20 protein-coding genes are annotated in these 22995 nt (G+C 43.7%); 5 read left to right on the top strand and 15 right to left on the bottom strand.

The window, feature by feature from the left end; translation table 11 throughout:
• The first annotated feature begins 61 nt into the window (after positions 1 to 61).
• Positions 62 to 1405: a sigma-54-dependent transcriptional regulator gene (locus M9189_RS01360; RefSeq protein WP_250724119.1), complete on the top strand. Its 1344-nt coding sequence runs from the start codon at positions 62 to 64 to the stop codon at positions 1403 to 1405.
• Positions 1406 to 1408: 3 nt separating this feature from the next.
• On the opposite strand, the gene M9189_RS01355 is transcribed toward M9189_RS01360, so the two are convergent.
• Entirely contained in the window at positions 1409 to 3889 is a 2481-nt protein-coding gene (locus M9189_RS01355; RefSeq protein WP_250724118.1) for an ATP-binding protein, read from the bottom strand.
• A 21-nt stretch (positions 3890 to 3910) separates the two neighbouring features.
• On the bottom strand, positions 3911 to 4327 hold the full coding sequence (locus M9189_RS01350) for an OsmC family protein (protein WP_250724117.1): 417 nt from the start codon (positions 4325 to 4327) through the stop codon (positions 3911 to 3913).
• 100 nt (positions 4328 to 4427) lie between these two features.
• Here M9189_RS01350 and M9189_RS01345 point away from each other — a divergent pair, with 100 nt between their 5' ends.
• The 3 genes from M9189_RS01345 (at position 4428) to M9189_RS01335 (ending at position 7635) form a co-directional block, all read left to right on the top strand.
• Entirely contained in the window at positions 4428 to 5135 is a 708-nt protein-coding gene (locus M9189_RS01345; protein ID WP_250724116.1) for a Crp/Fnr family transcriptional regulator, read from the top strand.
• A 155-nt stretch (positions 5136 to 5290) separates the two neighbouring features.
• Positions 5291 to 6940: an AMP-binding protein gene (locus M9189_RS01340; protein ID WP_250724115.1), complete on the top strand. Its 1650-nt coding sequence runs from the start codon at positions 5291 to 5293 to the stop codon at positions 6938 to 6940.
• A gap of 8 nt (positions 6941 to 6948) precedes the next feature.
• Positions 6949 to 7635, top strand: a complete 687-nt coding sequence (locus M9189_RS01335; protein WP_250724114.1) for a 2-C-methyl-D-erythritol 4-phosphate cytidylyltransferase — start codon at positions 6949 to 6951, stop codon at positions 7633 to 7635.
• Here M9189_RS01335 and M9189_RS01330 read toward each other — a convergent pair.
• From M9189_RS01330 to M9189_RS01300, 7 genes are read right to left on the bottom strand one after another with little or no spacing between them, the layout of a single operon-like run.
• Positions 7623 to 9890 carry a patatin-like phospholipase family protein gene (locus tag M9189_RS01330; protein ID WP_250724113.1) on the bottom strand — a complete coding sequence of 756 codons (2268 nt, stop codon included), beginning with the start codon at positions 9888 to 9890 and terminating at the stop codon, positions 7623 to 7625. The genes M9189_RS01335 and M9189_RS01330 overlap by 13 nt on opposite strands.
• Positions 9891 to 9933: 43 nt before the next feature.
• Complete coding sequence (locus M9189_RS01325) at positions 9934 to 11274, bottom strand: DUF58 domain-containing protein (RefSeq protein WP_250724112.1); 1341 nt, start codon at positions 11272 to 11274, stop codon at positions 9934 to 9936.
• A gap of 21 nt (positions 11275 to 11295) precedes the next feature.
• Positions 11296 to 12303, bottom strand: coding sequence for an AAA family ATPase (locus M9189_RS01320; protein ID WP_250724111.1), 1008 nt, complete (start codon positions 12301 to 12303; stop codon positions 11296 to 11298).
• A 2-nt stretch (positions 12304 to 12305) separates the two neighbouring features.
• The gene (locus M9189_RS01315; RefSeq protein ID WP_250724110.1) at positions 12306 to 13508 is read right to left on the bottom strand and encodes a DUF4350 domain-containing protein; all 1203 of its coding nucleotides are present in this window, start codon (positions 13506 to 13508) and stop codon (positions 12306 to 12308) included.
• 16 nt (positions 13509 to 13524) lie between these two features.
• Positions 13525 to 14247, bottom strand: coding sequence for a DUF4129 domain-containing protein (locus tag M9189_RS01310; RefSeq protein WP_250724109.1), 723 nt, complete (start codon positions 14245 to 14247; stop codon positions 13525 to 13527).
• Positions 14248 to 14279: 32 nt separating this feature from the next.
• On the bottom strand, positions 14280 to 15236 hold the full coding sequence (locus M9189_RS01305) for a hypothetical protein (RefSeq protein ID WP_250724108.1): 957 nt from the start codon (positions 15234 to 15236) through the stop codon (positions 14280 to 14282).
• Position 15237: 1 nt separating this feature from the next.
• Complete coding sequence (locus tag M9189_RS01300; RefSeq protein WP_250724107.1) at positions 15238 to 16212, bottom strand: stage II sporulation protein M; 975 nt, start codon at positions 16210 to 16212, stop codon at positions 15238 to 15240.
• Between the two features lie 79 nt (positions 16213 to 16291).
• Between M9189_RS01300 and M9189_RS01295 the strand changes: the two genes are divergently transcribed.
• Positions 16292 to 17035, top strand: coding sequence for an RDD family protein (locus tag M9189_RS01295; RefSeq protein ID WP_250724106.1), 744 nt, complete (start codon positions 16292 to 16294; stop codon positions 17033 to 17035).
• Here the strand turns inward: M9189_RS01295 and M9189_RS01290 are convergent.
• From M9189_RS01290 to M9189_RS01265, 6 genes are all read right to left on the bottom strand, one after another.
• Positions 17032 to 17736, bottom strand: coding sequence for a zinc metallopeptidase (locus M9189_RS01290; protein WP_250724105.1), 705 nt, complete (start codon positions 17734 to 17736; stop codon positions 17032 to 17034). The two genes, M9189_RS01295 and M9189_RS01290, sit on opposite strands and share 4 nt — an antisense overlap.
• A gap of 137 nt (positions 17737 to 17873) precedes the next feature.
• Positions 17874 to 19409 carry a lytic transglycosylase domain-containing protein gene (locus M9189_RS01285; RefSeq protein WP_250724104.1) on the bottom strand — a complete coding sequence of 512 codons (1536 nt, stop codon included), beginning with the start codon at positions 19407 to 19409 and terminating at the stop codon, positions 17874 to 17876.
• Between the two features lie 34 nt (positions 19410 to 19443).
• Positions 19444 to 20259 carry a DUF5683 domain-containing protein gene (locus tag M9189_RS01280; RefSeq protein WP_250724103.1) on the bottom strand — a complete coding sequence of 272 codons (816 nt, stop codon included), beginning with the start codon at positions 20257 to 20259 and terminating at the stop codon, positions 19444 to 19446.
• The gene (locus tag M9189_RS01275; protein ID WP_250724102.1) at positions 20219 to 21094 is read right to left on the bottom strand and encodes a ParB/RepB/Spo0J family partition protein; all 876 of its coding nucleotides are present in this window, start codon (positions 21092 to 21094) and stop codon (positions 20219 to 20221) included. The genes M9189_RS01280 and M9189_RS01275 overlap by 41 nt, the downstream gene beginning before the upstream one ends.
• A gap of 18 nt (positions 21095 to 21112) precedes the next feature.
• Positions 21113 to 21916: a ParA family protein gene (locus M9189_RS01270; RefSeq protein WP_250724101.1), complete on the bottom strand. Its 804-nt coding sequence runs from the start codon at positions 21914 to 21916 to the stop codon at positions 21113 to 21115.
• A gap of 288 nt (positions 21917 to 22204) precedes the next feature.
• Positions 22205 to 22984, bottom strand: coding sequence for a hypothetical protein (locus M9189_RS01265; RefSeq protein WP_250724100.1), 780 nt, complete (start codon positions 22982 to 22984; stop codon positions 22205 to 22207).
• Positions 22985 to 22995: the final 11 nt, after the last annotated feature.

Here is a 22995-nt window from a genome sequence, read left to right as displayed (position 1 = left end):
TTTGACTCATAGAAAAGGCATGTCATTTTTCCTATATTAGCATCGTAGAAAAAAAGTCAGGATGAAAAAACTGCTTATTGTAGAAGATGATATTGCCTTTGCAAGGATACTTGAAGCCTTCCTGAAAAAGAAGGAATATGAGGTTGCATCAACATCTACCTTAAAGGATGCTTCCAAATACATACAAAAGCAGAGCTTCGATCTCTTCCTTCTCGACTACCGCCTTCCTGACGGTACGGGTCTAGACCTGCTTCAGGAAGTTAGAGAAAGTAATCCTGGCGCTCCGGTTATTATAATGACTGGCTTCCATGATGTCAGAACCGTGGTAAAGGCCATGAAGATGGGCGCCTCAGACTATATCACAAAACCGGTCAACCCCGATGAACTGCTGATGGTTCTCGAGCAACAGCTAAAAAAGTCAGCAACGACTCCCGCTTCTGCTCCTGCAGGAGCCAGAAAGGATACTGATTATATTGTAGGGACCAGCAATAAATCGCGTAAACTACACGAATTCATCAACCTGGTTGCCCCTACCGACATGACTGTTATTGTACAGGGGGAAAGTGGTACAGGTAAGGAGTATGTTGCCCGAGCCATCCACAACGCCAGCAAAAGAGCCTCCAGACCCTTTGTACCTATTGACTGTGGAGTGTTGTCAAGGGAACTGGCTGCCGGTGAACTGTTTGGTTATGTCAAGGGAGCCTTTACAGGGGCACTAACAGATAAGAAAGGACAATTTGAAAGTGCTTCTGGTGGTACTCTCTTCCTCGATGAGATAGGCAACCTGAGCTATGAGGTACAGATAAAACTACTCAGGGCCTTGCAGGAAAAGGTAATCCAGCCCGTGGGTAGTGACAGGTTGATACCTGTGGATTTCAGACTGATTGTTGCCACCAACGACAACCTGCATGACAGCGTCCAAAAGGGTGAATTCAGGGAAGACCTCTATCACCGCCTCAATGAGTTTAAGGTCACTGTTCCACCTCTCAGAGAGCGTGAGAATGATATAGAACTCTTTATCTCGCACTTTATAGGGGAAGCCAACCGCGACCTGTCCCGCACTGTAAAACATATTGCACCCGATGCCCTTCAACTTCTCAAGGAATACCAGTGGCCAGGCAACCTTAGGGAACTTCGTAACACTATCCGAAGGATGGTGCTGCTTTCCACAGACGACACTGCCACACGTGCAGCTCTGCCTGAGGAAATGTTGAGTGCCCTCTCCGGATCTTCAGTTACAAAACCGGTAGGCAACGACCTTAAGGCAATTCAGGAAATGACCGAAAAGCAACAGATTGAAAAGGTGCTGAGGGAAGTCAATGGAAATAAATCAAAGGCTGCGAAGATCCTGAACATTGACCGCAAAACCCTTTATAACAAGATGGAGAGATACGGAATAAGCTAGTGCTTATTCCTGCTTACTGGTAAAGTCTCCGATCCTGTGCTCAAGCGATGAGATAAATCCTCTACCATCATTTATCAACCTGGAAAATTCCTTATCACTGGGATATTCTCCCTTTTCTCCTATTTGTAATTCCACACCTCTAAGAAGGGCTGAGAAATCTGATGCACCACACTGACCAGCGCGGCCTGCCAGGCGGTGAACCACCAGCATGAAATCATCAGCCGACCGACTTTCATAAGCCTTACGAATAAGCTCAATATCTTTCAGACTCTCATCTCTGACCGACTCAAGGATACTTAGTATCAGCTCCCTGTCATCTCCGGCCATCTTTTCTATGGAACTGGTATTTAACTCCTTATAGGGAAGCTCCACGTCAGCCATAACAGCTATCAGATCTGCCTCTCTGAAAGGCTTGCCAATAATACCATCGAAACCCCTCTCCTCCATCTCTTCTTTCTCATGAGGCAGCACCTGCGCTGTAAGTGCGTAAACCTTTACACTATGTCCCACGCGGTCACGGATCCTGTTATGTACCTCAAGACCACTCATCTCCGGCATTCGCATATCCAGAAAAATAAGATCGGGCTTGCTCCCGTCAAAGGCCTTGAGCAGTTCACTACCATTGTTGAATGTCCTATGTTCAATGCCATGCTTTTCAAAAATTGCAGAGGCCAGCTTCTGTATCAGAGGGTCATCATCAGCCATCCAGACTGTGTGTTGCCCAACTGAAACAACAGTATTTTGCACAGCCCCGTCAGACGCCTCAATATACCCCTGGTATGGAATAAATACGGTAAAAGTACTGCCTTCTCCCGGTTTACTATCTACCTCAATATGCCCTCCCTGCTGCTCAACTATAGCCTTGACAATACTAAGTCCAAGACCTGTTCCTCCATACTGTGATGATACCTCAGGAATGGCCTGTGAAAACTCTAAAAACAGGTGAGACAACTGCTCTGGTGCTATACCAATACCTGTATCATCAACCGATAGCTTAAGCAAAAAGGCTTCATCCAGTTCGCTAACCTCTGCACTAATTCTCACATACCCCTTTTCGGTAAATTTAATAGCATTCCCTGCCAGGTTGAAAACAACCTGGCGCAGCCTGAATGCATCGCCAAGCAGGACTACATCAGCTCCGTCTGCAAGGTCACATTGCAGCTCGATATTTTTCTTTTCAGCAAGAGAACGAAGGCTGCCACGTACCTTTTCAAGCTCCTCAGTTACCTTGAACGGCTCGCTGGCAAAAGTCAATGCCCCAGAGGTAACCTTCGCATAATCGAGCACCTCATCAACAACCCTTAACAGGTGGGATGCCGGATGATAAACAGCCTCAAGATCCACATGATCCCTACCACCCAGTTTTGCCTGTTCTGCATATCCATATATAGCCTGCAGCGGAGTTCTAATCTCATGACTCATATTTGAAAGGAACTTCTGCTTATTGATAGCCTCCCTGCGGGCGGCTTCATGGGCTGCCTCCAATTGCTTCCTGTACCTGTTGCTTTTTGTTATGTCCGACATGATAACAAGCACCAGCAACACGCTGACTACTAAGAATATCAGAGAAATAACAATGAGTGCAGTAAGGGTGTCGGATGCCGTCTTGAATGCAGACTGCGTCTCACTATGCAGGCGAGAGATTTCCTCCTGCTCCAGATCGTTTATGACAGAAATAAGCTGACGAATCAGGTTATTATTGACATTCATCAGCCGGAACTGGTGAGTCTGCAGTATTGTGGCCTCCTGGATACGTGCAGCCTGAACGCTGTCAAGTGAGTTGCCTATCTCGGCAAAGACCCTGTCAGCCAAATACAGACCCAGTGTATCAATCTTAACCTCCACAGCTTGTTCCACCTTGGTCTCATCTTTCATCACGGTACTGCTCTCCTTTTCAGGACTGCCGCCAAACAGACGCTTAATAAAACTGGTGCGCTGGGGCTGAATGGTATCAATCGAGACCGTAGTAGTAGTGGTGGTCTTATGTGTCTGTACTATGGTATTAATAAGTGAGTCAGCTCTTCGGATATCATCTTTGGTACCCGACAATAACGATTTCAGATCCTGGTTCCGGCTTTGCTGGTATTGCAAGCTCATATATTCCCTAAACACAGCCCTGCTCCGCCTTAGCAACTCCTCAATACTAATAAGGCGAGCCTCCTGTATGCTATCACCTAAAAACAAAAGTTTGAGTGTATCAATGCTCTCCCTGACAGAAGTTTCCTCTCTGAGATACTCTCTCGAGGGGGTACGCCTCCCCTCAGCAGCCTCCTTCTGCTGGAGGTTGTTGAGCCTTGAGACCCGCCTGAACAGGATATTAACCTGAGTAAGGCGCTCATTAGGACGGGACAGACGATCCACATTACCTGTAATCCGGTCAAAAGCCATACCTGCATAGTAATTAAGAGCTATGACGGCAAGTACCCCGACCAGAGTGGTAAGCAAGACCTTCTTTCCGAGAGCAAATGATAATTTTTTCCTCATTAGTCAGGCTGTGGAGACTCATTATTCGACCACCCTAATCTCGTAAGTGACAGGTACCGCTTTTTTGTACATGGCCCAAACCCCGCAATAAGTCTCCTCCGAAAGGGCTACAGCCTTTTCCAGCTTTTCCATTGGCAGATCTTTACCCTTAAACTCGTAGATAAGCTTCAGTGCGGTGTAGGTTTTGGGATGCTCATCAGCAACATCGCCTTCGACCTTTATTTCAAGTCCATCATATTCAACTCTCATCTTCTTGAGAATAGACACCACATCCATGCCTGTACATCCGGCAAGGGCAGCCATCACAAGAGGCTTTGGCCTGTAACCGAGATCCTCACCGCCAAATTCCTTTGCGGCATCAAGCACAAGCTTATGGCCATTTACTTCTGACTCAAATGCCATATTGCCTGTCCATCTTATCGACACTTCACTTTTCATATACGGTATGTATTGATTATTAGTAACTGAGTGCTAAATTAATCTTTATTTGATATATTTGCGCCGATATTTGAAACACTCCACTACTGAGACTGAAATTATGAAGAAAGAGGGGCGTAGGATCGATATAGAGCCTGGTGCTTTGCGCCAACACGATATATTTAGGGGACTTTCGGACGAGGAATTGGCAAATGTTGCACAAACAATGACCTGCAATCTTTTCAAGAAAGGTTCAGTGATTTACAACGAAGGTAGCCGTATCAACGGTAGCTATATAATTAATACCGGTGTACTGAAGATTTATAAGACCGGATTTGACGGGAAGGAACAAATCATCCGCTTTGCAAGACATGGAGACCTTATTGGGTTTCGTTCAGTTATAAGCGATGAACTTGCCTGTACAACTGCTGAAGTTATCCAGGATTCAGCACTATGCTATATCCCCGGAGAGACTCTTACAGGCCTGATAAAGGGGAATCCTGAGTTTGCCATGGATTTGATGAAACTCACATGCCGTGAATTAGGAGAATCCAACAAGTTTCTTACCGATATAGCACAGAAGACCGTCCGTGAACGCCTCGCTGAAGTGCTTTTACTGCTTATGGACACCTTTGAGCTGGACGAGGATAATTATCTACAGATCTCGCTAACCAGAGAAGATTTGGCGAATATTGTCGGTACAGCTACAGAGTCTGTGATTAGACTTCTATCTGAGTTTAGGGCTGATAACATGATTGAGATCAACGGCAGAAGGATTAAATTACTCAACATCCCTAAACTTATCAAGGTTGGAAATGTTTATGTATGATAACTGCTATTATAGCAGAGCGTTATATATAAACACAAGACTATTTCTAAATCGGGGACTAACCCGACCTACCTAATCCTGCCCTTGACGCAAGCAAGGTTGCATTTGTTTATTTTTAACTATATTCGCCGGTTGAGGATCTATAATCTTAAACTATGATAGCAAATGGGTATATATCGATGGTGCAAAACGCCATCGAAAAGTATGAAGATTTGTTGGCCTTCACTGATTATCAGGGAGTGAGCATGACTTACAGAGAAGTTGGTAAGGAAATTCACCGCCTGCATATCATTTTTGATGAACTTGGAATCAAGAAAGGTGACAAGATCGCATTGATAGGCCGCAACTTTGCAAACTGGGCAACAAGTTTCCTTTCTATAGTTACCTACGGTGCAGTGGTTGTACCAATACTTCCGGATTTCCATAGCAACGACATTCATCACATTATCAATCACTCGGAGTCTAAGTTGCTTATTGCAACCAACCTGATGTTTGACAAGATAGATGATACTCAAATAGGAAGTATCAAGGGAGTGTTGTCAGTTCAAAACTTTCAACCACTTGTAGATCACAATGACAAGCTCAAAAAGGCCGTTGAAAAAGCTGCTGCTGAAGTTGATAAAGATAACAAACCGTTTGACGTAAAGAGAATCAAGTATGCTCAGGTTGGTGCAGAAGAAGTAATGGTCCTCTCCTATACCTCAGGAACCTCGGGCTTCTCAAAGGGAGTACTTCTGCCACACAGGAGTATTTGGTCAAATGTTTTGTTTGCCCACGATAACTTCGACATCCATCCTGGCGACAGAATTGTTTCTTTCCTGCCTCTGGCACATGCCTACGGCTGTTTGTTTGAATTCCTCTGGCCAATGACAGAAGGATGTCATATTACCTTCCTGAGCCGTACACCTTCTCCTCAGATAATAACAGAGGCATTCAGGACTGTTAAGCCAAAACTGATACTTTCAGTACCACTGATACTTGAGAAAATATTCAAGACCAGAATAGCTCCGCAACTTGAAAGACCAGGTCTGAAGTTTGTACTTAAGACCCCGATTGCCAACAAGCTCGTATACAACAAGATTCGCAAGGCTCTATATGATACCTTCGGAGGAGAATTCCAGGAAATGATCATCGGAGGAGCTGCGCTTAATAAGGATGTTGAAGACTTCCTAAAAAAGATCGAATTCCCTATTACTGTCGGCTACGGAATGACTGAATGCGGGCCTCTTATCAGTTATGCTCCATCGGGTGAAACCCGTGCCACATCAGCAGGACGTATCGTTACCCGCATGGAGGTACGTATTGATAGCGAAGACCCATACAATGTTGTAGGTGAAATCCAGGTCAGGGGGGACAATACACTTCTAGGTTATTACAAGAACGAAAAGGCAACTGCAGAAGTCTTCACAGAGGACGGATGGCTTCATACCGGTGACCTTGGAATTATTGACAAAGACAACTTCATCTATATCAAGGGCAGGAGCAAGAATATGATCCTTGGTCCATCCGGACAAAATATTTATCCTGAAGAAATCGAAGCAGTGCTCAACAACCATGAGCTGGTTCAGGAATGCCTGGTTCGCGATAACGATGGCAAAATTGAAGCTCTTGTCTATCCCAACTATGAGCTGACTGACTTTACTAACAAGAACTCAGAAGAGATTGAAGAAATACTTCAGAAGATGAGGAAGGAAGTCAATGCAGCACTGCCTGCCTATATGGCTATCCACAGAATCATACTTTTCCCTGAGGAATTTGAAAAGACTCCCAAAAAGAGTATCAAACGTTTCAAATACCAAAAGTAACAGTGAAGATGGCTGATTACATTATTATTGTTGCCGGAGGGAAAGGCCTGAGAATGGGAGAACCCATTCCCAAGCAATTCCTTCTGCTCAATGATAAGGCCATTCTGATGCACACATTAGAGAAATTTTATCACCACAATCCGGAGCTAAAGATAATATTGGCCCTGCCATCCGACCATCAGGAATACTGGACAAAACTGTGTTCGGAGCAGGGCTTTGACATACCCCATATTGTTGTAAACGGAGGGCAAACGAGATTCCATTCGGTATTGAATGCTCTGGGAGCTATAACTGATGATTCGGGCGTTACCGGTGTTCACGACGGTGTACGTCCCTTTGTAACTCCTGAAGTAATTGATCGCTGTTTCAATGCTGCAAAGCAAGATGGAGCTGCCATACCAGTAATATTTCCTGCCGACTCTATCAGGGAAGCTGATGATAAGGGTTCACATGCACGAAACAGAGACAGATTCAGACTGGTTCAGACTCCTCAGGTATTCAGGACAGACCTGCTAAAGAAGGCCTACAGTAACGGTTACCGTGAATCATTCACTGACGATGCTTCAGTCGTGGAAGCAGCCGGACATGCTATCACCCTGGTCGAAGGAAACCAGGAGAATATCAAAATCACGAGCCCCTTTGATATGATGGTGGCTCATGTTATAGTTTCCGGAGACTGTGATCAGAAGGGATAACCCAGTCCGAAATACCATCTCAGACCTTTGTTAATATTACCATTTGAGATACCAAACTGGATAGGGCCTATTACACTGTCGTATTCGACAAGTAATCCCATTCCAACAACTTCTTCATCTTTGGAACTGATATAGCCAGGCAGTTCGGGTCCCTCATCCAGAAAAGATACCAAACCATTGGCCACACCCGTAATATTCAGAGAACGTGTGACCCTGTAACGAAGATTTAGCTGAGCCATTACGAAGTTCTGTACATACTTCTCCCTTGACGAAAGCCCTACAAAACTTACCTCATTAGACCTTCTCTGGAATGGCACTCCTCCTACAAACACCCGTCCTGGAAGCGGCAGTTGCATATCGGCAAAATTAGCCTGCACCCTAGGGGAGATAACCCATCTTTTGCTAACCCTGAAGAATTTCTGATAATAGGCAGACAACTCGAAAAAGTTCTTGTTGACAGGCTCTATCGCATCAGATACCAGCTCTCGCCCACTTTCACTGCCATGATAAACTGCCCGGTTATCAAGAATGAACCGATAGCCGATCATCATATCAGTTCCTCTTCGTGGGAAATACCTGCGGTCAAGGGTATTTAGCTTTGAACTAAAATTTGCAGATATAAACTCATTACCAAATCTGGCTACACCATTTGAAAATATCTCATACATTCCGGTCTGATCTGTCAGCATACTGCGTTCATACTCAAGATAGGCATCTATCTCCCATGATGTGCCTATTGAGGACATAAAGCCAAAAGCCAGGTCAGTATAATGGTGTGTAAGGGTCCCATATACCCGGCCGTCATTCATGTAAACGGGAAAGTTGTTAACCTCCCTGTCAAACACCAGCTTTGAGGCAGTTAGATGATTCTCTCCGTAATAGTTTATCGCAGTTACATTGAATCTTGGTTTCTCCGCAATGTCCAGCGTAGTACTAAATCTGTTTCCAATCCATAAAAGGTTTCTAAGCGTTATGTTTGTGAGTATTCCGGCCTTATACTCGTTATCATAATGAATTGAAAACTTGAACTTAGCGGGTGCTGACTCCTGGGTATTCATCTTCAGTACATACTTTCCACCTTCCGGCTCCAGGTTATAGGTAACATAGTCGAAATATCTGGTTCCAATCAATCGGTTTACGCCTTGTGAAAGCAAACTAAAATCTACAGTATCACCTGCATTTATACCAAGGCCGGAAATAAAGAAGCGTCTGCTCACCTTTTCAAGGCCATCTACCTCAACACGTGAAATCACAAACTCAACAGGATCAGAAGGTATTGACAATGGCTTAGGTTTATCGAACTGATCCAGAAATCTTGCAAGTGAGTCAAGCTGCCCGTACACCTCCCTGGCAGCAAGCTCTCCCCGCTCAATAATCTGAGGAGCATTAAAGAAGCTGGCAACATTATAACCAGTTAAATCAGGCATAATCACAACATCTACATAAGGCAACTGCGCACGGTTATTGGAGCTGTTGGCTATCATTGTAGAAGTCGTCAACACCCCTATCAGAGAATTCAGATCAGCCTTATTTACCCTGTCGGCATTTCCAACATTTACCCCGATAATAATATCAGCACCCATCTCCCTGCAAAGATCTACAGGAAAGTTATTTAGTACACCACCATCTACCAGATAGAGAGTATCCAGTTCTACAGGAGAAAACACTGACGGAATAGACATACTGGACCTAAGTGCTGTAGAAAAACTACCCCTGTCAAATATGACCTGCTCTCCGCTAAGCAGGTCGGCAGCAACACATTTGAACGGAATAGGATAGTCTTTGAAATAGTAGGTTCCCGACACACGTGCTGAAAGCCTGGCAAACAATTCCGATATTGCATGCCCGCCAATCAGTCCCATTGGTACCGCAAAACCATCTTCTGTAATATCAAGTTCCACCTGGAAACGCTGATAGTCGGTCTTCTCTTCAGGAATCACATCAGAAAGAGGAACACGGTCAGACAGAAGATGCGCCCAGTCTGCCGTGCTTACTATAGAATCCAATTCGGTAGCAGTATACCCGATGGAATACAATCCCCCAATAATGCTACCCATACTGGTACCCGTTATATAATCTGGTCTGATACCAACTTCCTCCAGCACCTTTATTGCCCCTATATGAGCAAGGCCCTTGGCTCCTCCACCACTAAGAACCAAACCAACCTTTGGCCTGTCATTGCGGGGCTCCTCGGCACTGACAAGCAAGAGTGGGAATACCACAAGAATCAATATGACCAATGATCGTTTTATCATAGGACAATACATTCAGTAATAAGTTACGCATTTTATGCCTAACCTACAATAGCCCACGGGATTTAAACTCAAGGTATTTGTTCATCGTGTCGACAGTCAGCTTTTCGGGCTTTGTAAGCAGTGCATAAATACCCCTACGTTCAAGCTCTTTCACAATCTGCTTCTTGTCATAGATAAATTTCTCAGCTATCGCATGTTTGTATATTTCTTCAGCATCAGTGGTTTCACTGGTGAGCACTTTGGAGACCTCTTCGTTTTCGAAAAATACAAGCATCAAAAGGTGCTTTGATGCGATGCCTGTAAGCAAGTCTATCTCTCTCCTGGCTGACTCAATACTTTCAAAGTTTGTGAAAAGAATGAAAAGACTGCGTTGATGTACCCTGCTCCTTATAAATGTATAAAGTGCTTCATAATTGCTCTCGCTAAAGCTCGTGGTTTGCTTGTACAACACCTCCATGATTGACTGCATATGCCTTCCCTCCGCTCGTGCAGGCAGCGCTGACCGAATCTTATCATCGAAGGTAACTAGACCGGTTTTGTCATGTCTCAATATTGCTATATTGGACATCACAAGAGAGGTATTTATTGCATAGTCGAGCAGGGTCAAGCCGTCAAAGGGCATTTTCATACTACGCCCCATATTAATAAGGCAGAAAATCTGTTGGGAGCGCTCATCCCGAAACTGATTGACCATCATTTTAGCAACCCTGGCAGTAGCTCTCCAGTTGATAGTACGGATATCATCTCCCTTTATATATTCACGTATCTGGTCAAACTCACTGTGATGACCTATCCTGCGTATCTTCTTTACCCCGACCTCATTTAGTCTGTTGCTTATTGCCATTATCTCATAGCGTCGCATTTGAATAAATGATGGATACACCTTTACGATTGCACCTGCATCAAATCTGTATCGTCTGGAAAGTAGTCCAAGCCTCCCTTTAACATACACATTCAGAGCTCCAAATACATACTCGCCTCTCTCAAGGGGTCTCAGACCATATTTGAAAACCGTTGGTTTTCCTGTTACCAATCTTCCCTTTTTAAGAAAGTCTCTGATCTGGAAGTGATACGGGATCTCATCAATAATCTCAATATTGACAGGGAAAGGGAAGTGGCTTTCGACAGTGATAGCCACCTCGTTCATATCACCGTTGGAAAACCTTTCGGCAAGTCGCCGGTTTGCCCTGATATATGCATTTCCTCCAGATGGATATAGCAGGAAGAATTCAACAAGAACAGCACCAATAAATGCAGACAGAAGAATCACTCCGGCAGAAAACAGGTAGTCCCGGAATAAGGAAGCTGCAAAAACCACAACAAGCCCCCACATAATATAGAAAAAGCGGGCATTTGTGTAGAGCGACTTTAGAGTGTTCTTCATTGTGTCTTAGCTATTAGCTGACTATCTGGGTATTTCAACCGAATCAACTATCTGCCTGATTACGGCTTCAGGCCTGACTCCTTCCATTTCCTTCTCAGGACTAAGTATTATCCTGTGAACAAGAACTGGGTACAGTACCTCACGGATATCTTCAGGTGTAACAAAGTCCCTGCCCTCAAGAGCGGCAAAAGCTTTGGATGCCCTCATGATCCAGAGAGAAGCACGGGGACTGGCACCTAGGTATAGAGAGCTATGGCTGCGGGTCTTTTCGACTATTACAGCGATGTACCTTATCAATTGAGGATCTATTATCACTCTGTGTATCAGCTCCTGGAACTCAACGAGCTCAGCTTCCTTTACTACAGGATTCACCTCATCAACCTCAGCTATGGCACCTCTTTCACTTGCTGTTTGAAGTATTGCAACCTCCTGCTCCAACGAAGGATAATCAATATTAATCTTGAACAGGAAGCGGTCAAGCTGGGCCTCAGGCAGACGATAGGTTCCCTCATGTTCTACAGGGTTCTGCGTTGCTAGAACAAGGAATGGACGGGCCATCTTCCTGGTTGCCCCATCGATAGTGACCTGCCTTTCCTCCATCAGCTCAAATAACGCTGATTGTGTTTTAGCCGGAGCCCTGTTGACCTCATCTATCAATACTATATTCGAGAATACAGGACCGGCATTAAACTCAAAGGAGCTTGTGGCTGTATTGAATATTGTTGTTCCCAACACATCAGAAGGCATCAGGTCGGGTGTGAACTGAATACGTGAATATCCTGTGTCTATACAGCGCGCCAACAGCTTGGCCATAAGGGTCTTGGCCACACCCGGCACACCCTCAAGCAATACATGGCCGTTGGCCAGCAACGCTGTCAGCATCATGTCCAATACCCGTTCCTGACCGACAATCACTTTTGAGATCTCATTTCGTATGCGATAGGCCATATGATTGATCTCCTGAACCTTCAGCCTGTTTTCAAAGCTACCGGCTCCGTCCTGAAATACTTGATCTTGTGAATAATCCATAATTACTGAGCGTTTTTATAAAAGAACTCCAACTGACGATTAAACTGATACAGATCCTCAAGGGTGATCTTCTCAACCTTCTCCAGATTCTTTGCCATACTAAAGATGGAAGCAAAAGTCCGTTCCGGCACTCCCGACTTGCGTGAGCATTCCTCTATAAGTTTGCTTTCAGGCATAGATACATCTATAAAATATCTACTCCTTAAACTATCAAGAAAGTAAAGGAATCTCTTCTTAGCAACATTGCGGTGATCACCTTTGATAAAATAAAGCCTGGCAATAGTTTCAACAAACTCCAGTGTACTGTTGCCAGGGGCCTCATAGATGGGAATAGGCCTTTGCCTACGCTTGCCGTAAAAGATAAAATAAAGTAGCAAACTTATCAGAAGCAAATACCAGGCAAAACGCAAGCTCTTCTCTCTAAACACAATACCCATCTCAGATATCATTGCCGGCGCCCCGGTCTTATACTTCTCATCCCAGTAAGTATCTGCAATTGGCAAATACGACAATGCCCTGAATATATAGCCCCCGTTATCACTTTTAAGCAGATGATAATTGGTAAAAACAATGGGATTGCAGTTAAGATAAATATTGCCTTTCCCACGCTTAATTCTTATAAAATTGGCGTCTCCCCTATGATTATGCCCCAGCACCGTGGTGTTGAGAGTATCATATCGGGCGAAGTAGTTGTTGGTTATTACTGACGAATACCAGAAGTTATCTGAAACTTTTAATCTGGGGTTTGTAAAATTATAACCCACTGAGTCAGGCAATAAGCTAAAGCTTATCGGTTCACCATAACTCAGATTAATGCCCAATGTATCGCTAATAATATCTGAAAAATGTTCGGCAGCAATGAAAACATTGCTGCCGGCTTCAGTGGCAGCAAGTACGACCTCCCAGTCTTCTCTGGTCATCAGCAACCTGTCATTTACAAATAGCAAATTAACATCTGAAGGGATGCTGTCATCAAAGTAAGAAGCAAAACCATTGTATACCACTTTGACATCCTTGTCTGGAAACATGTCCCCCATAAAGCCATAGACCAGTTCCATACCCAGAGGTATGGAATGCCTCTTCGAAAAACTTGGATTCCAGTCTGTCTCACTGGGAGAGAATAATATGGCAATGGCCAGCAACAAGACTCCCACCACAAGCGAGTAGGATATCAAACTGCGTCTTTTATTTAAGTCCCTGGCCATTATTGTCTGTTATACGTTACTGCAACTTTTGCTGCCCATCTAATGCCTTGCTGAATACAGCCTCTATCTTACCATACATAATTGAATCCGGATCATACTGGCCAAACCAGACATGATCGTAAATCTTTACAAGATTTGAAAACAGTTCCCTAAGAGTAGTATCCCTGATCTCACGAATATAATCCCTATTGGTCTTATAGTCTCTTAACTCAAGAATACCACGACTTTCATACTTCCTAAGGGTAAGCAGGTAGAGTATCCTGACTGCTTCCCTGAAAGCCCCGTTACTACGGTACATATCAAGGAGCTCAGTCAGCTTTCCCTCATTGTCGGAACTTATATTATCTGAGAAAAGCAATTCTTCCTTTTTGCCTGCCCTGGCAAAGACTATAAAACCTACAACGGGAATATCTAAGAGACGCAGGATGAAAATGACAAAGCCAATGACCATGAGCCCGATCAGCAGGAAGCTGACAAAGGTTAGGCCCTGAGACTGCCCTACAAGCATCTCTATAAATCTCGAAAACATCCTGGCCAACCATCCCGGCCTGTTATTCACCAGCTCATAATCATAGCGGGAATCCTGCTTCAACTGTTCGATATCAGCGACATCAGGGCTCCTGTATTCCACATGGCTATTATCATCCAATACAGTGGCTTCCTCCGTTTCAATGCCGGTGGCATTAAAAAGGAAGATAAACAACCATAGCAGTGGAATTATAGCACGTTTTGACTTCATCACAAGAGCCCGTGGTTTCCTTTTATTTACAGTTAAATAGTTGAATCAGATATTTCTTCGATCCTTCCAAGAAGATCCAGATTCTCCCTTTTCTCCTTAAGGTTAAAGTACTGAATACCACATCCGATTGCCAATATTGGGTATATTGCATTTCCACCAAGTGTACTAATCAGGGCGGTCAATACAAAAGCGAATGACTTGCTTTGTGAGGCTACGACTTCAGGACTACTACTATAAGCGATGCCTTCCAAAATGCTGGATACTAATACTGGGATTGAGAACAGGGATGATACCATTGAATATATTATCCCCAGGATAAAGATGATTCCAAAGGTCTGCCACCAACTACCCTTGATTAGCTCAAAGCATCTGGTGAATATATTTGAAAAATCGGGGCTCTCATCGTAGATTATCATCCCGGCTGGTGATAAAGTAACAAGGAAGTAAATAAAAACACACAATAGAAATAAAGCTGCCGGAATTCCTACAACCACACTTAATACAGGAGACCCAAACATAGTCCCCAGAACAACTAATAGCGAGGCAACGGCTATTACAACACCTGCGATTATTGAAATAATAACAGCAAACAGGATCATGGTTCCGATGCCCTTTTTAAAACGTGACCAAACATCCTGCAACTCAAAACCACCTGCACCATTCTCCTTGTACGTAACGAGATATGCGTAGCTAAGACCTGAAAGTAAAACATACACCATAGCATTCAGGAGGTTTACACCTATCACTTTTAGTTGGTAATCAAGCCCCAATTGATAATCACTGCCGGTTTCAAGTTTTAGAAACAGTGTACTCAGCTCTGTACCGGAGAAATACGCTCCCAATATTGAAGCAGCAAGTACCGGAATCCCTGCATAGTAAAGAAGCATTTTACCATAAACCTTTATTTCCTGGGTTATAAAAGAAAAGGTCGCATTAATTACATCAGAAAAATCACGTTTTTTGTTAAGAATAACTTTGGGTTTTTCCATCTTATTTAGGTTTTTCGTATTTGTTGTGGGTTATTATGGGATATATGATAAAGTAAAAGACCATAAAAAGTAGTGATATCAGTATTATACCAAACTCCGCCCAGAATCCCATCTCCTTGTAGTATCTGGTAACATAACTTTCAATGATTGCAGCTATTACAAAGCATGGCATAATACCTACAACTAATTTTGTGCCCCTTCTTGCAGCATTTATAAACTGGTGCGTACGGGTATAGGTACCCGGAAACAAAATGCTTCTTCCAAGCATCAACCCGGCCCCACCAGCCAGTACTATTGCTGAAAGTTCCATGGTACCATGGAGCATAACGCCCATAATGGAAACCTTCCCAAGGGAGTACTGAAAGAAGAATGATAAGAAGGCCCCAACCATGATGCCATTCCGCATAAGTATCACTGCGGTACCAATTGGAGTGAGTAACCCAAATATAAAAGCCACTATTGAAACCCCTATATTGTTGAATGCTATTGCAAGGAACATCCTGAATGGAGTAGAGTCTCCATATATTCCAAGAGGATCTCCTTTTGATATATTGTCGATAGTTGTATTGACGTATTCGTTACCAAGGATGGCACGGACAAAATCCTCTTCCTGAAAGGCAGAAAACCAACCAATAAGGAAAGCTCCCATAAAGATCAGAAAGGATAGCAGTATATCCTTCCTAATATTATATATCTCAAGAGGCAGTTCCCTAAGCCAAAAACCTGTGAGTCTGTCACTTCTCTCCCTTTTATTTCTATAGATCAGTGCATGAGCTTTCGAGCTCAGGGTATTGAGGTATTCTACAACTCCTGACTGAGGGTAAAAGGTCCGGGCATAGGACAGATCGTCTGTAAGCCTAATATAATTAGATGCGAGGTCATCAGGGCTGATGTTTCTGACATCCTTACCAGAGATCTGATCTTCAAAGTCCGACCATCTTTTTTTGTTTAATCTGATGAAAGTGATCTCCTTCATTAATGCCCAAGAGTGCTAATATTTCGGTTTTTGGTTAACTTTGAACAAATTTAGCATAATCCAGTAACAGAGCAAAAGGATGGAAACATTTAACCTGCAAACCACACAAAATGTCGAGCTCCGTTTCAGGGTAGCCAGCATAGGTGATCGTATCATTGCAACATTAATTGACCTTCTGTTGATGGGTCTCTATGCTGGGTTGGTGGCTCTAATAAGTGAACTGTTTGGAACTGTATCAGAGTCTGCAGCAGCAAGGGTCCTGTTGTTACTGATGCCTCTTGTGCTTTATCACCTGCTATTTGAGATATTTTTCAACGGTCAGAGTCCTGGTAAGTATATAATGAAAATCAGGGTAGTCAAGGCTGATGGAACTCCTCTCTCGGTAGGAGCTGCACTAATTAGATGGGTTTTCAGGCTTGTTGACCTCACATTTTTCTTTGGCGGAATAGCTACTTTAGTTATAATACTCAATGGTAAAGGCCAGCGACTGGGAGATATAGCTGCATCAACCACAGTACTTAAAGTGCCGTCCAAGTACGGGCTAAGTCAGACAGTGTGGACTGAAGTGCCGGTTGGTCACAAAATTACTTTTCCACAAGTGGAGCTGCTGAATGATAGTGACATTAGGACTATCAAGGAGGTATTGCTGATTTCCGAGAATAACAAAAAGCAGCACTCCAACGGAGCGCTGCTTCAAAAAACTAAAGATGCGGTCTCTAAAAAGCTATCGGTTACTACCGACATGCCAAACCGCGACTTTCTTATAACCCTTGTCTGGGACTACAACACAATTCATAGTACCCCAGAACGGGAACTGGTTTAATCCCTTCTGCCAAGGTAAAGCATAATGTAGTAGAACAGGGTCGCAAGTGCAGACAAGGCGGCAACTACATAAGTATAGGCTGCCCATCTCAGAGCATCCTTGGCTTCCTCATGACTGCGACCTCCTGTTATACCTGATGTGTTAAGCCAGGCCAGAGCTCTGCGACTTGCATCTATTTCCACAGGTAAGGTAACTACTGCAAATGCTGCAAATACTGCATAACATGCGATAATCACAAGCAAGGCAGCATCAAAGGTAATAAGTCCAGGAAGTATTATTGCTCCTGCAAACATTGCTATAAAGATAATATTAAGCAATCTTGCACTTACATTCTGAATAGGCACCAGTGCTGAGCGTAATTGCAACGGGGCATAGGCCCTGGCGTGCTGAACTGCATGCCCGCATTCGTGTGCAGCCACTGAGGCTGCAGCAACGCTGCGACCATTATATACTTCAGGACTTAGATTAACTGTCTTATTGCTTGGATTGTAATGGTCGGTCAGTTGTCCCGGTACAGACAGTACCTTAACATCATTGATACCATTTTCGCGCAGCATTTTCTCTGCTACCTCCCTGCCAGACAGGCCTGTAGGAAGAATGGACCGCGAATACTTCGCAAACCTGCTCTTCAACTGTGCACTAACAATCCAGCTGGCAAGTGCGAAAAAACCAAAGATCAATAATAATGGAATAGATACCATATTTCCTCCTTTTTATTTTTATCCAAATATCTCAAAAAGCCTGCCATCAGCAAAATGCTGACATTTTGCCTTATTGAAACGCATAAATGAAGGTATGGTTTAATACAACTGCCAAAACAACAGTTGTTATACCAATATTATAACGGTTTAATTTTCAATTTCTGACCGGGCTTAATCTTGGTAGCATCCGAGATATTATTAAGATTCAGGATGTCCTGAGGAGAAACTCCCTGATACTTCTTTGCAATAGCCCAGATATTGTCTCCAGAACGAACTGTGTAATAAACATATTCTCCACTGGCAGATGCCGAACTGGCAAGAGTCGAAGTGCTTTGGGCAGAAGCAGTTGTTGCAGGCTTCACGGAAGCGGCTGAGCTTCCGTGCCTTTGGGCAACAGCCCTGTAATGGTCAGCCTTTGCTTTTGGCACATAAATCACCAGCTTCTGACCAACCCTGATCATATTTCGCTTAATATTGTTCCAGTATTGAAGGTCGGATGTTCTTACATCAAACCAATCGGCAATCAGACCCACGACATCTCCCGATTTGACAGTATAGTAAATTGCTTCAGTACCAGCAGGTGCAACAACCGGGAGTGAGGAGGCTTCCACTGGAGCTGCAACTAGCTTATTGTCGGGGAATAACTCAAGGCGACGGTGATTGTAAATAGTATCCTCAAGAGAGGCAAACAAAGTAGCATGATCAAAAGCAAGGCGAAGAGGATACATCTTGTCCTTCGCAGGAATTACATCCAGACGATACTGAGGGTTCAAATCGCGAATAACCTCCAACGGAATACTTGTAATCTCAGAGATCTGCTTGAAATGCAGAGGTTGATATACCATTACTGTATCGGTTGCTACAGGCAGTTGTGGTGCCTTGGGATACAGCCCATGTTCCCTTGAATAGTTGAATGTATATACTGCTGCAATATAGGCAGGTACATATCCTCTGGTCTCACGTGGCAGCCGATAATAGATCTCCCAGAAGTCGGTCTTGCCACCTGTGCGTCTGATAGCCTTGTTTACATTACCCGGTCCACAGTTGTATGCTGCAATTACAAGTTTCCAGTCTCCATATATCTCATAAAGATCAGAAAGAAATGCTACTGCGGCCTTTGAAGCTTTTACGGGATCACGTCGCTCGTCTATATATGAATTGACCTCCAGTCCGTATTTCTTGCCTGTGTAATACATAAACTGCCAGATACCACTTGCTCCAGCCTTAGATAGTGCACGTGGGTTAAGAGCTGACTCAATCACAGGGAGATACTTTAATTCGTGAGGAAGGTTGGCTGCATCCAGTTCTGCTTCGAAGATCGGGAAATAATATTGCGATAGTCCCAGCATTTGCTCTACCTGCTCACGACGTCTCTGCGTATAGAGTTTGATGTATGATTTTACCTGACTGTTGAATGTGAGTTGTATAGGTGTATTGATGGCAGCCAGACGTGCAATGTAGACTGAGTCGGGCAGTTCCTCAACCAGATTCTCAGCACTCTCAATAATAGTATCAACAACCAGCTCACCGACCGAAGGTCTGGAATGCCATAGGTTCATCATACTGTCGAGTGAAGCTGCGTAGTTATCAGGGTTGGATGTTCCAAAGGCAAAAATGTTCTTATTAACCGGAAGCAACATCAGCACTGCTATTATCAAGAATGCTCTTTTCATAATTCTAAGTGTTTGAACTCAACATCAACTAATTTCAAAACGTAAACTTAACCTGCAAGCCCAAGGACGAAGACGTCTGTCCTACAGGCTGAACCATTGCAGGTTCTATTCTCATTGACAAATCATCACTGATGTCAAAGTCATAGAAATGCGCATCTACATTGGCATCAATGATACTAATAACATACAGAGCTGCCATGCCAATATAACTAAGATCACGCGATCTTTTATAATAGCGTTTTTTGTTTTGCAGGGCTCTCTTAAACCAATCGGAATAGGGACCATGCACATCTTCAATCTCAAGCCCCGGAGGGATGAACTGGTCATAGCTGGTATTGCCCGGATCTCGAATCAGGAAGTCCCTGTAAGCAGATCTGTACTTGTCATAATAACTAGTATTGAAGTTGATGGCATATACCAACGCTCCAATACCTCCATAGAGTATGGGCAACTTCCAGTATTTTTTATTGTATATCTGTCCTGCACCTGGAAGAACAGCAGCATAAACAGTAGCCTTGTGAGGTGAGTGAGTATATTCTTCGTCTATAAAAATCTTTACAGGAACCTCTGTAGTAATGGTTCCCGGCATAACTCTGAAACCAATACTATCGGTTGTTAACGGAGCTGCAGGGGAAGGAACTAAACTGTCAGGTACAATAAAAGCAGGATCAGCAACAGAATCGGTCAAGGATACATTAATATCGGCAGCCGTATTTCCGGTCAATACATCCGGCTTATCAGACACAAGCTGAGCATTGACTGACAGGGAGCAGAAGAGTAAAAGAGGCAGAGTACTTATCCTTACCTGCTTAAGCCTTTGCCCTGTCCAGTATTGCAATAATCTGCTCAAGCTCATCATCAGATTTGAATGGAATAACGATCTTGCCCTTTCCTTTTCCGTCACGCGAGAATCCGATATTTGTTTTGAAGAATTCAGACAAATGCTTCTTCAGTTCATTGTATTCATCAGAAAGCTCTTTGGTGGTCTTGACCTTTTCGGGTTTTGAAGGGCTGTCCAACTCACGTACCAGTGCTTCGACCATGCGGACCGACAGATCTTCCTCAACTATCTTCCTGTAGATCTCAAGCTGCTTTTCAGTATTTTCAATATTGATAATAGCTCTTGCCTGTCCCATAGAAATACTTCTGGAACGAAGTCCCATCTGAATTTCAGCCGGAAGTTTCAGAAGACGCAGATAATTGCTTACAGTAGATCGCTTTTTACCAACCTTCTCTGACAAATCTTCCTGAGTCAGATTACACTCATCAAGAAGGCGTTGGTAGCTAATAGCAACTTCAATGGGATCCAAATCCTCGCGCTGGATATTTTCAACCAGTGCCATCTCGAGCATCACATCGTCTTCTGCTTCACGTACATAGGCAGGAACCTTGGTAAGGCCTGCTTTTCTCGCTGCACGAAAACGACGCTCTCCGGCAATTATCTGGTACTTATCCTCGTCTGTCTTACGTAAAGTAAGAGGTACCACAATCCCTACGCTTCTGATGGAGGCTGCCAGTTCCTCAAGCCTTTCTTCATCAAATGTGGAACGCGGCTGCCATGGGTTTACCTCGATCAGACTAATATCAATCTCATTGATGGATGCAGAAGGCCGTGGCTTTCTGATATCATCTGGATTGTCGATCAATGCACCTAAACCTCTTCCTAAAACGTTCTTTTTGCCCATTGTAACCGTTAAGTATTCTTATTTACTAATTACCTTATCCTTATTATCCATCTTGGTCATGTTGTTCCTTTGCAGCAACTCACGTGCCAGATTCAAATAGTTGGTAGCACCTTTGGAAGCCGCATCATACATAACAACAGCCTTACCGTAACTAGGAGCTTCGCTGAGCTTGATATTACGTGTAATAAGGGTTTCAAACACCATCTCCTGGAAGTGGCTCTTAACCTCTTCTACAACCTGATTGGACAGGTTGAGTCGTGAATCATACATAGTGAGCAGGAATCCTTCAATCTCAAGTTCCGGATTCAATCGGCTCTGTATTATTTTGATAGTGTTAAGCAGCTTCCCAAGTCCCTCAAGAGCAAAATACTCGCACTGTACTGGTATGATAACCGAATCTGCAGCGGTCAATGCATTTACAGTGATTAGCCCAAGAGATGGTGAACAGTCTATAAGTACGAAATCATAGTTGTCCCTTACTTTCTCAAGTATGTCCTTCAGTACATATTCACGCTTGGGCATATTGAGCATCTCTATCTCAGCACCAACAAGGTCTATATGAGAAGGCATCAGGAAAAGGTGGTCTATCTCCCCCTGTAATATAGCATCCTTTGGTTCTGCCTTTCCAACTATGCACTCATAGATGCTATTCTCAATCTTCGACAAATCAAAACCTAAACCAGAAGTGGCATTGGCCTGAGGGTCTGCATCAACAACCAGCACTTTGTACTCCAACACTGCCAGACTCGCTGCCAGATTGATGGCAGTTGTAGTCTTTCCAACCCCGCCTTTCTGATTCGCAAGAGCAATTACTTTTGCCATATAATGATTACTTTAATTGTTTCCCCAACGAAGCCAAAGTTAATCTTTTATTAAAAACAATTGCCGTCTAAAATAATTATTTTAATTAACAGGCAGGATGTCAGCCTCCTAAACACCACAAAATCACGGGATCTCAGACCCTCATCCTGATTCCCTGTTATACAGGAATTCGTACTTATTACAAAAACAGTCCTTTGCCTCAGGGCAAAGGACTGTTTAAATGATTATTAAATTAATGCTTAACCTAAAACTCTATTCTATCAAAACGCAACAGAGACTCCTATGGGATTAGCGCTTGATTACGTCCATTTTGTTGTCATAGTTGAGATAGTAAGATCCTTTAGCCAGATCATCCATCTGCAAGGTCTTACCATAGCCCTTAACAATGATTCTACCAAAGCTGTCGTAAAGCTCATACATAGTAGGAGCAGAAAATTCAATGGCACGTCCTCCGGAGGTTTGAGTGTAGGTAACCTGAGGAACCGAACTCCTGTAAACGAGCTCTGCAGAATACCTGTTAACTTTTCTTGAATCTGTCTGCCTGATACGGAAACGATTCTCCCCGGCATGAAACCTTACAGGTGCAGAATAGCTATGTAGACCGGGCACTCCAACTCCGTCAACCTGAGCAACAGTAACCCACTTGTTCCACCTAAACTGTTCTACAACAAACGGTAGTGATCCAGTCTCACCACGGGTCCTCCATACAATTTTATCACCCTCAATCTTTACTTCTTCGGCAACAAAGGAGGTCTTGGCGTTCAAGACACCGGGATTCAAAACCGAGGGGAGACAACCTTCCTTGTAGTTGATGGTTACCACAACGGGTTCACCAAGAGCAAAACCGAATACGGAAAGGTCTATCTCAAATGCTGCAGAGTTAATCTCGTCGGTAGAAGTAATACCATTGACTGTTACCTCATAAACGCAAAAGCCTACTCCTGAGGCAGCAAAAGGATTCTTCACATACAGATTTTCTCCTTGATAGGTACCCCTTAATTCTATCTGCTCTCCATTTACAAATACATAGGAAAGCAATAGACTTATGACTAACAGGATCTTTCTCATTACTTTATCGG

The sequence above is a fragment of the Xiashengella succiniciproducens genome (assembly GCF_023674465.1).
GTDB lineage: Bacteria > Bacteroidota > Bacteroidia > Bacteroidales > Marinilabiliaceae > Geofilum > Geofilum succiniciproducens.
The sequence above is the reverse complement of the archived record's forward strand: the minus strand, read 5'-3'. Positions and strand labels throughout refer to the sequence as shown.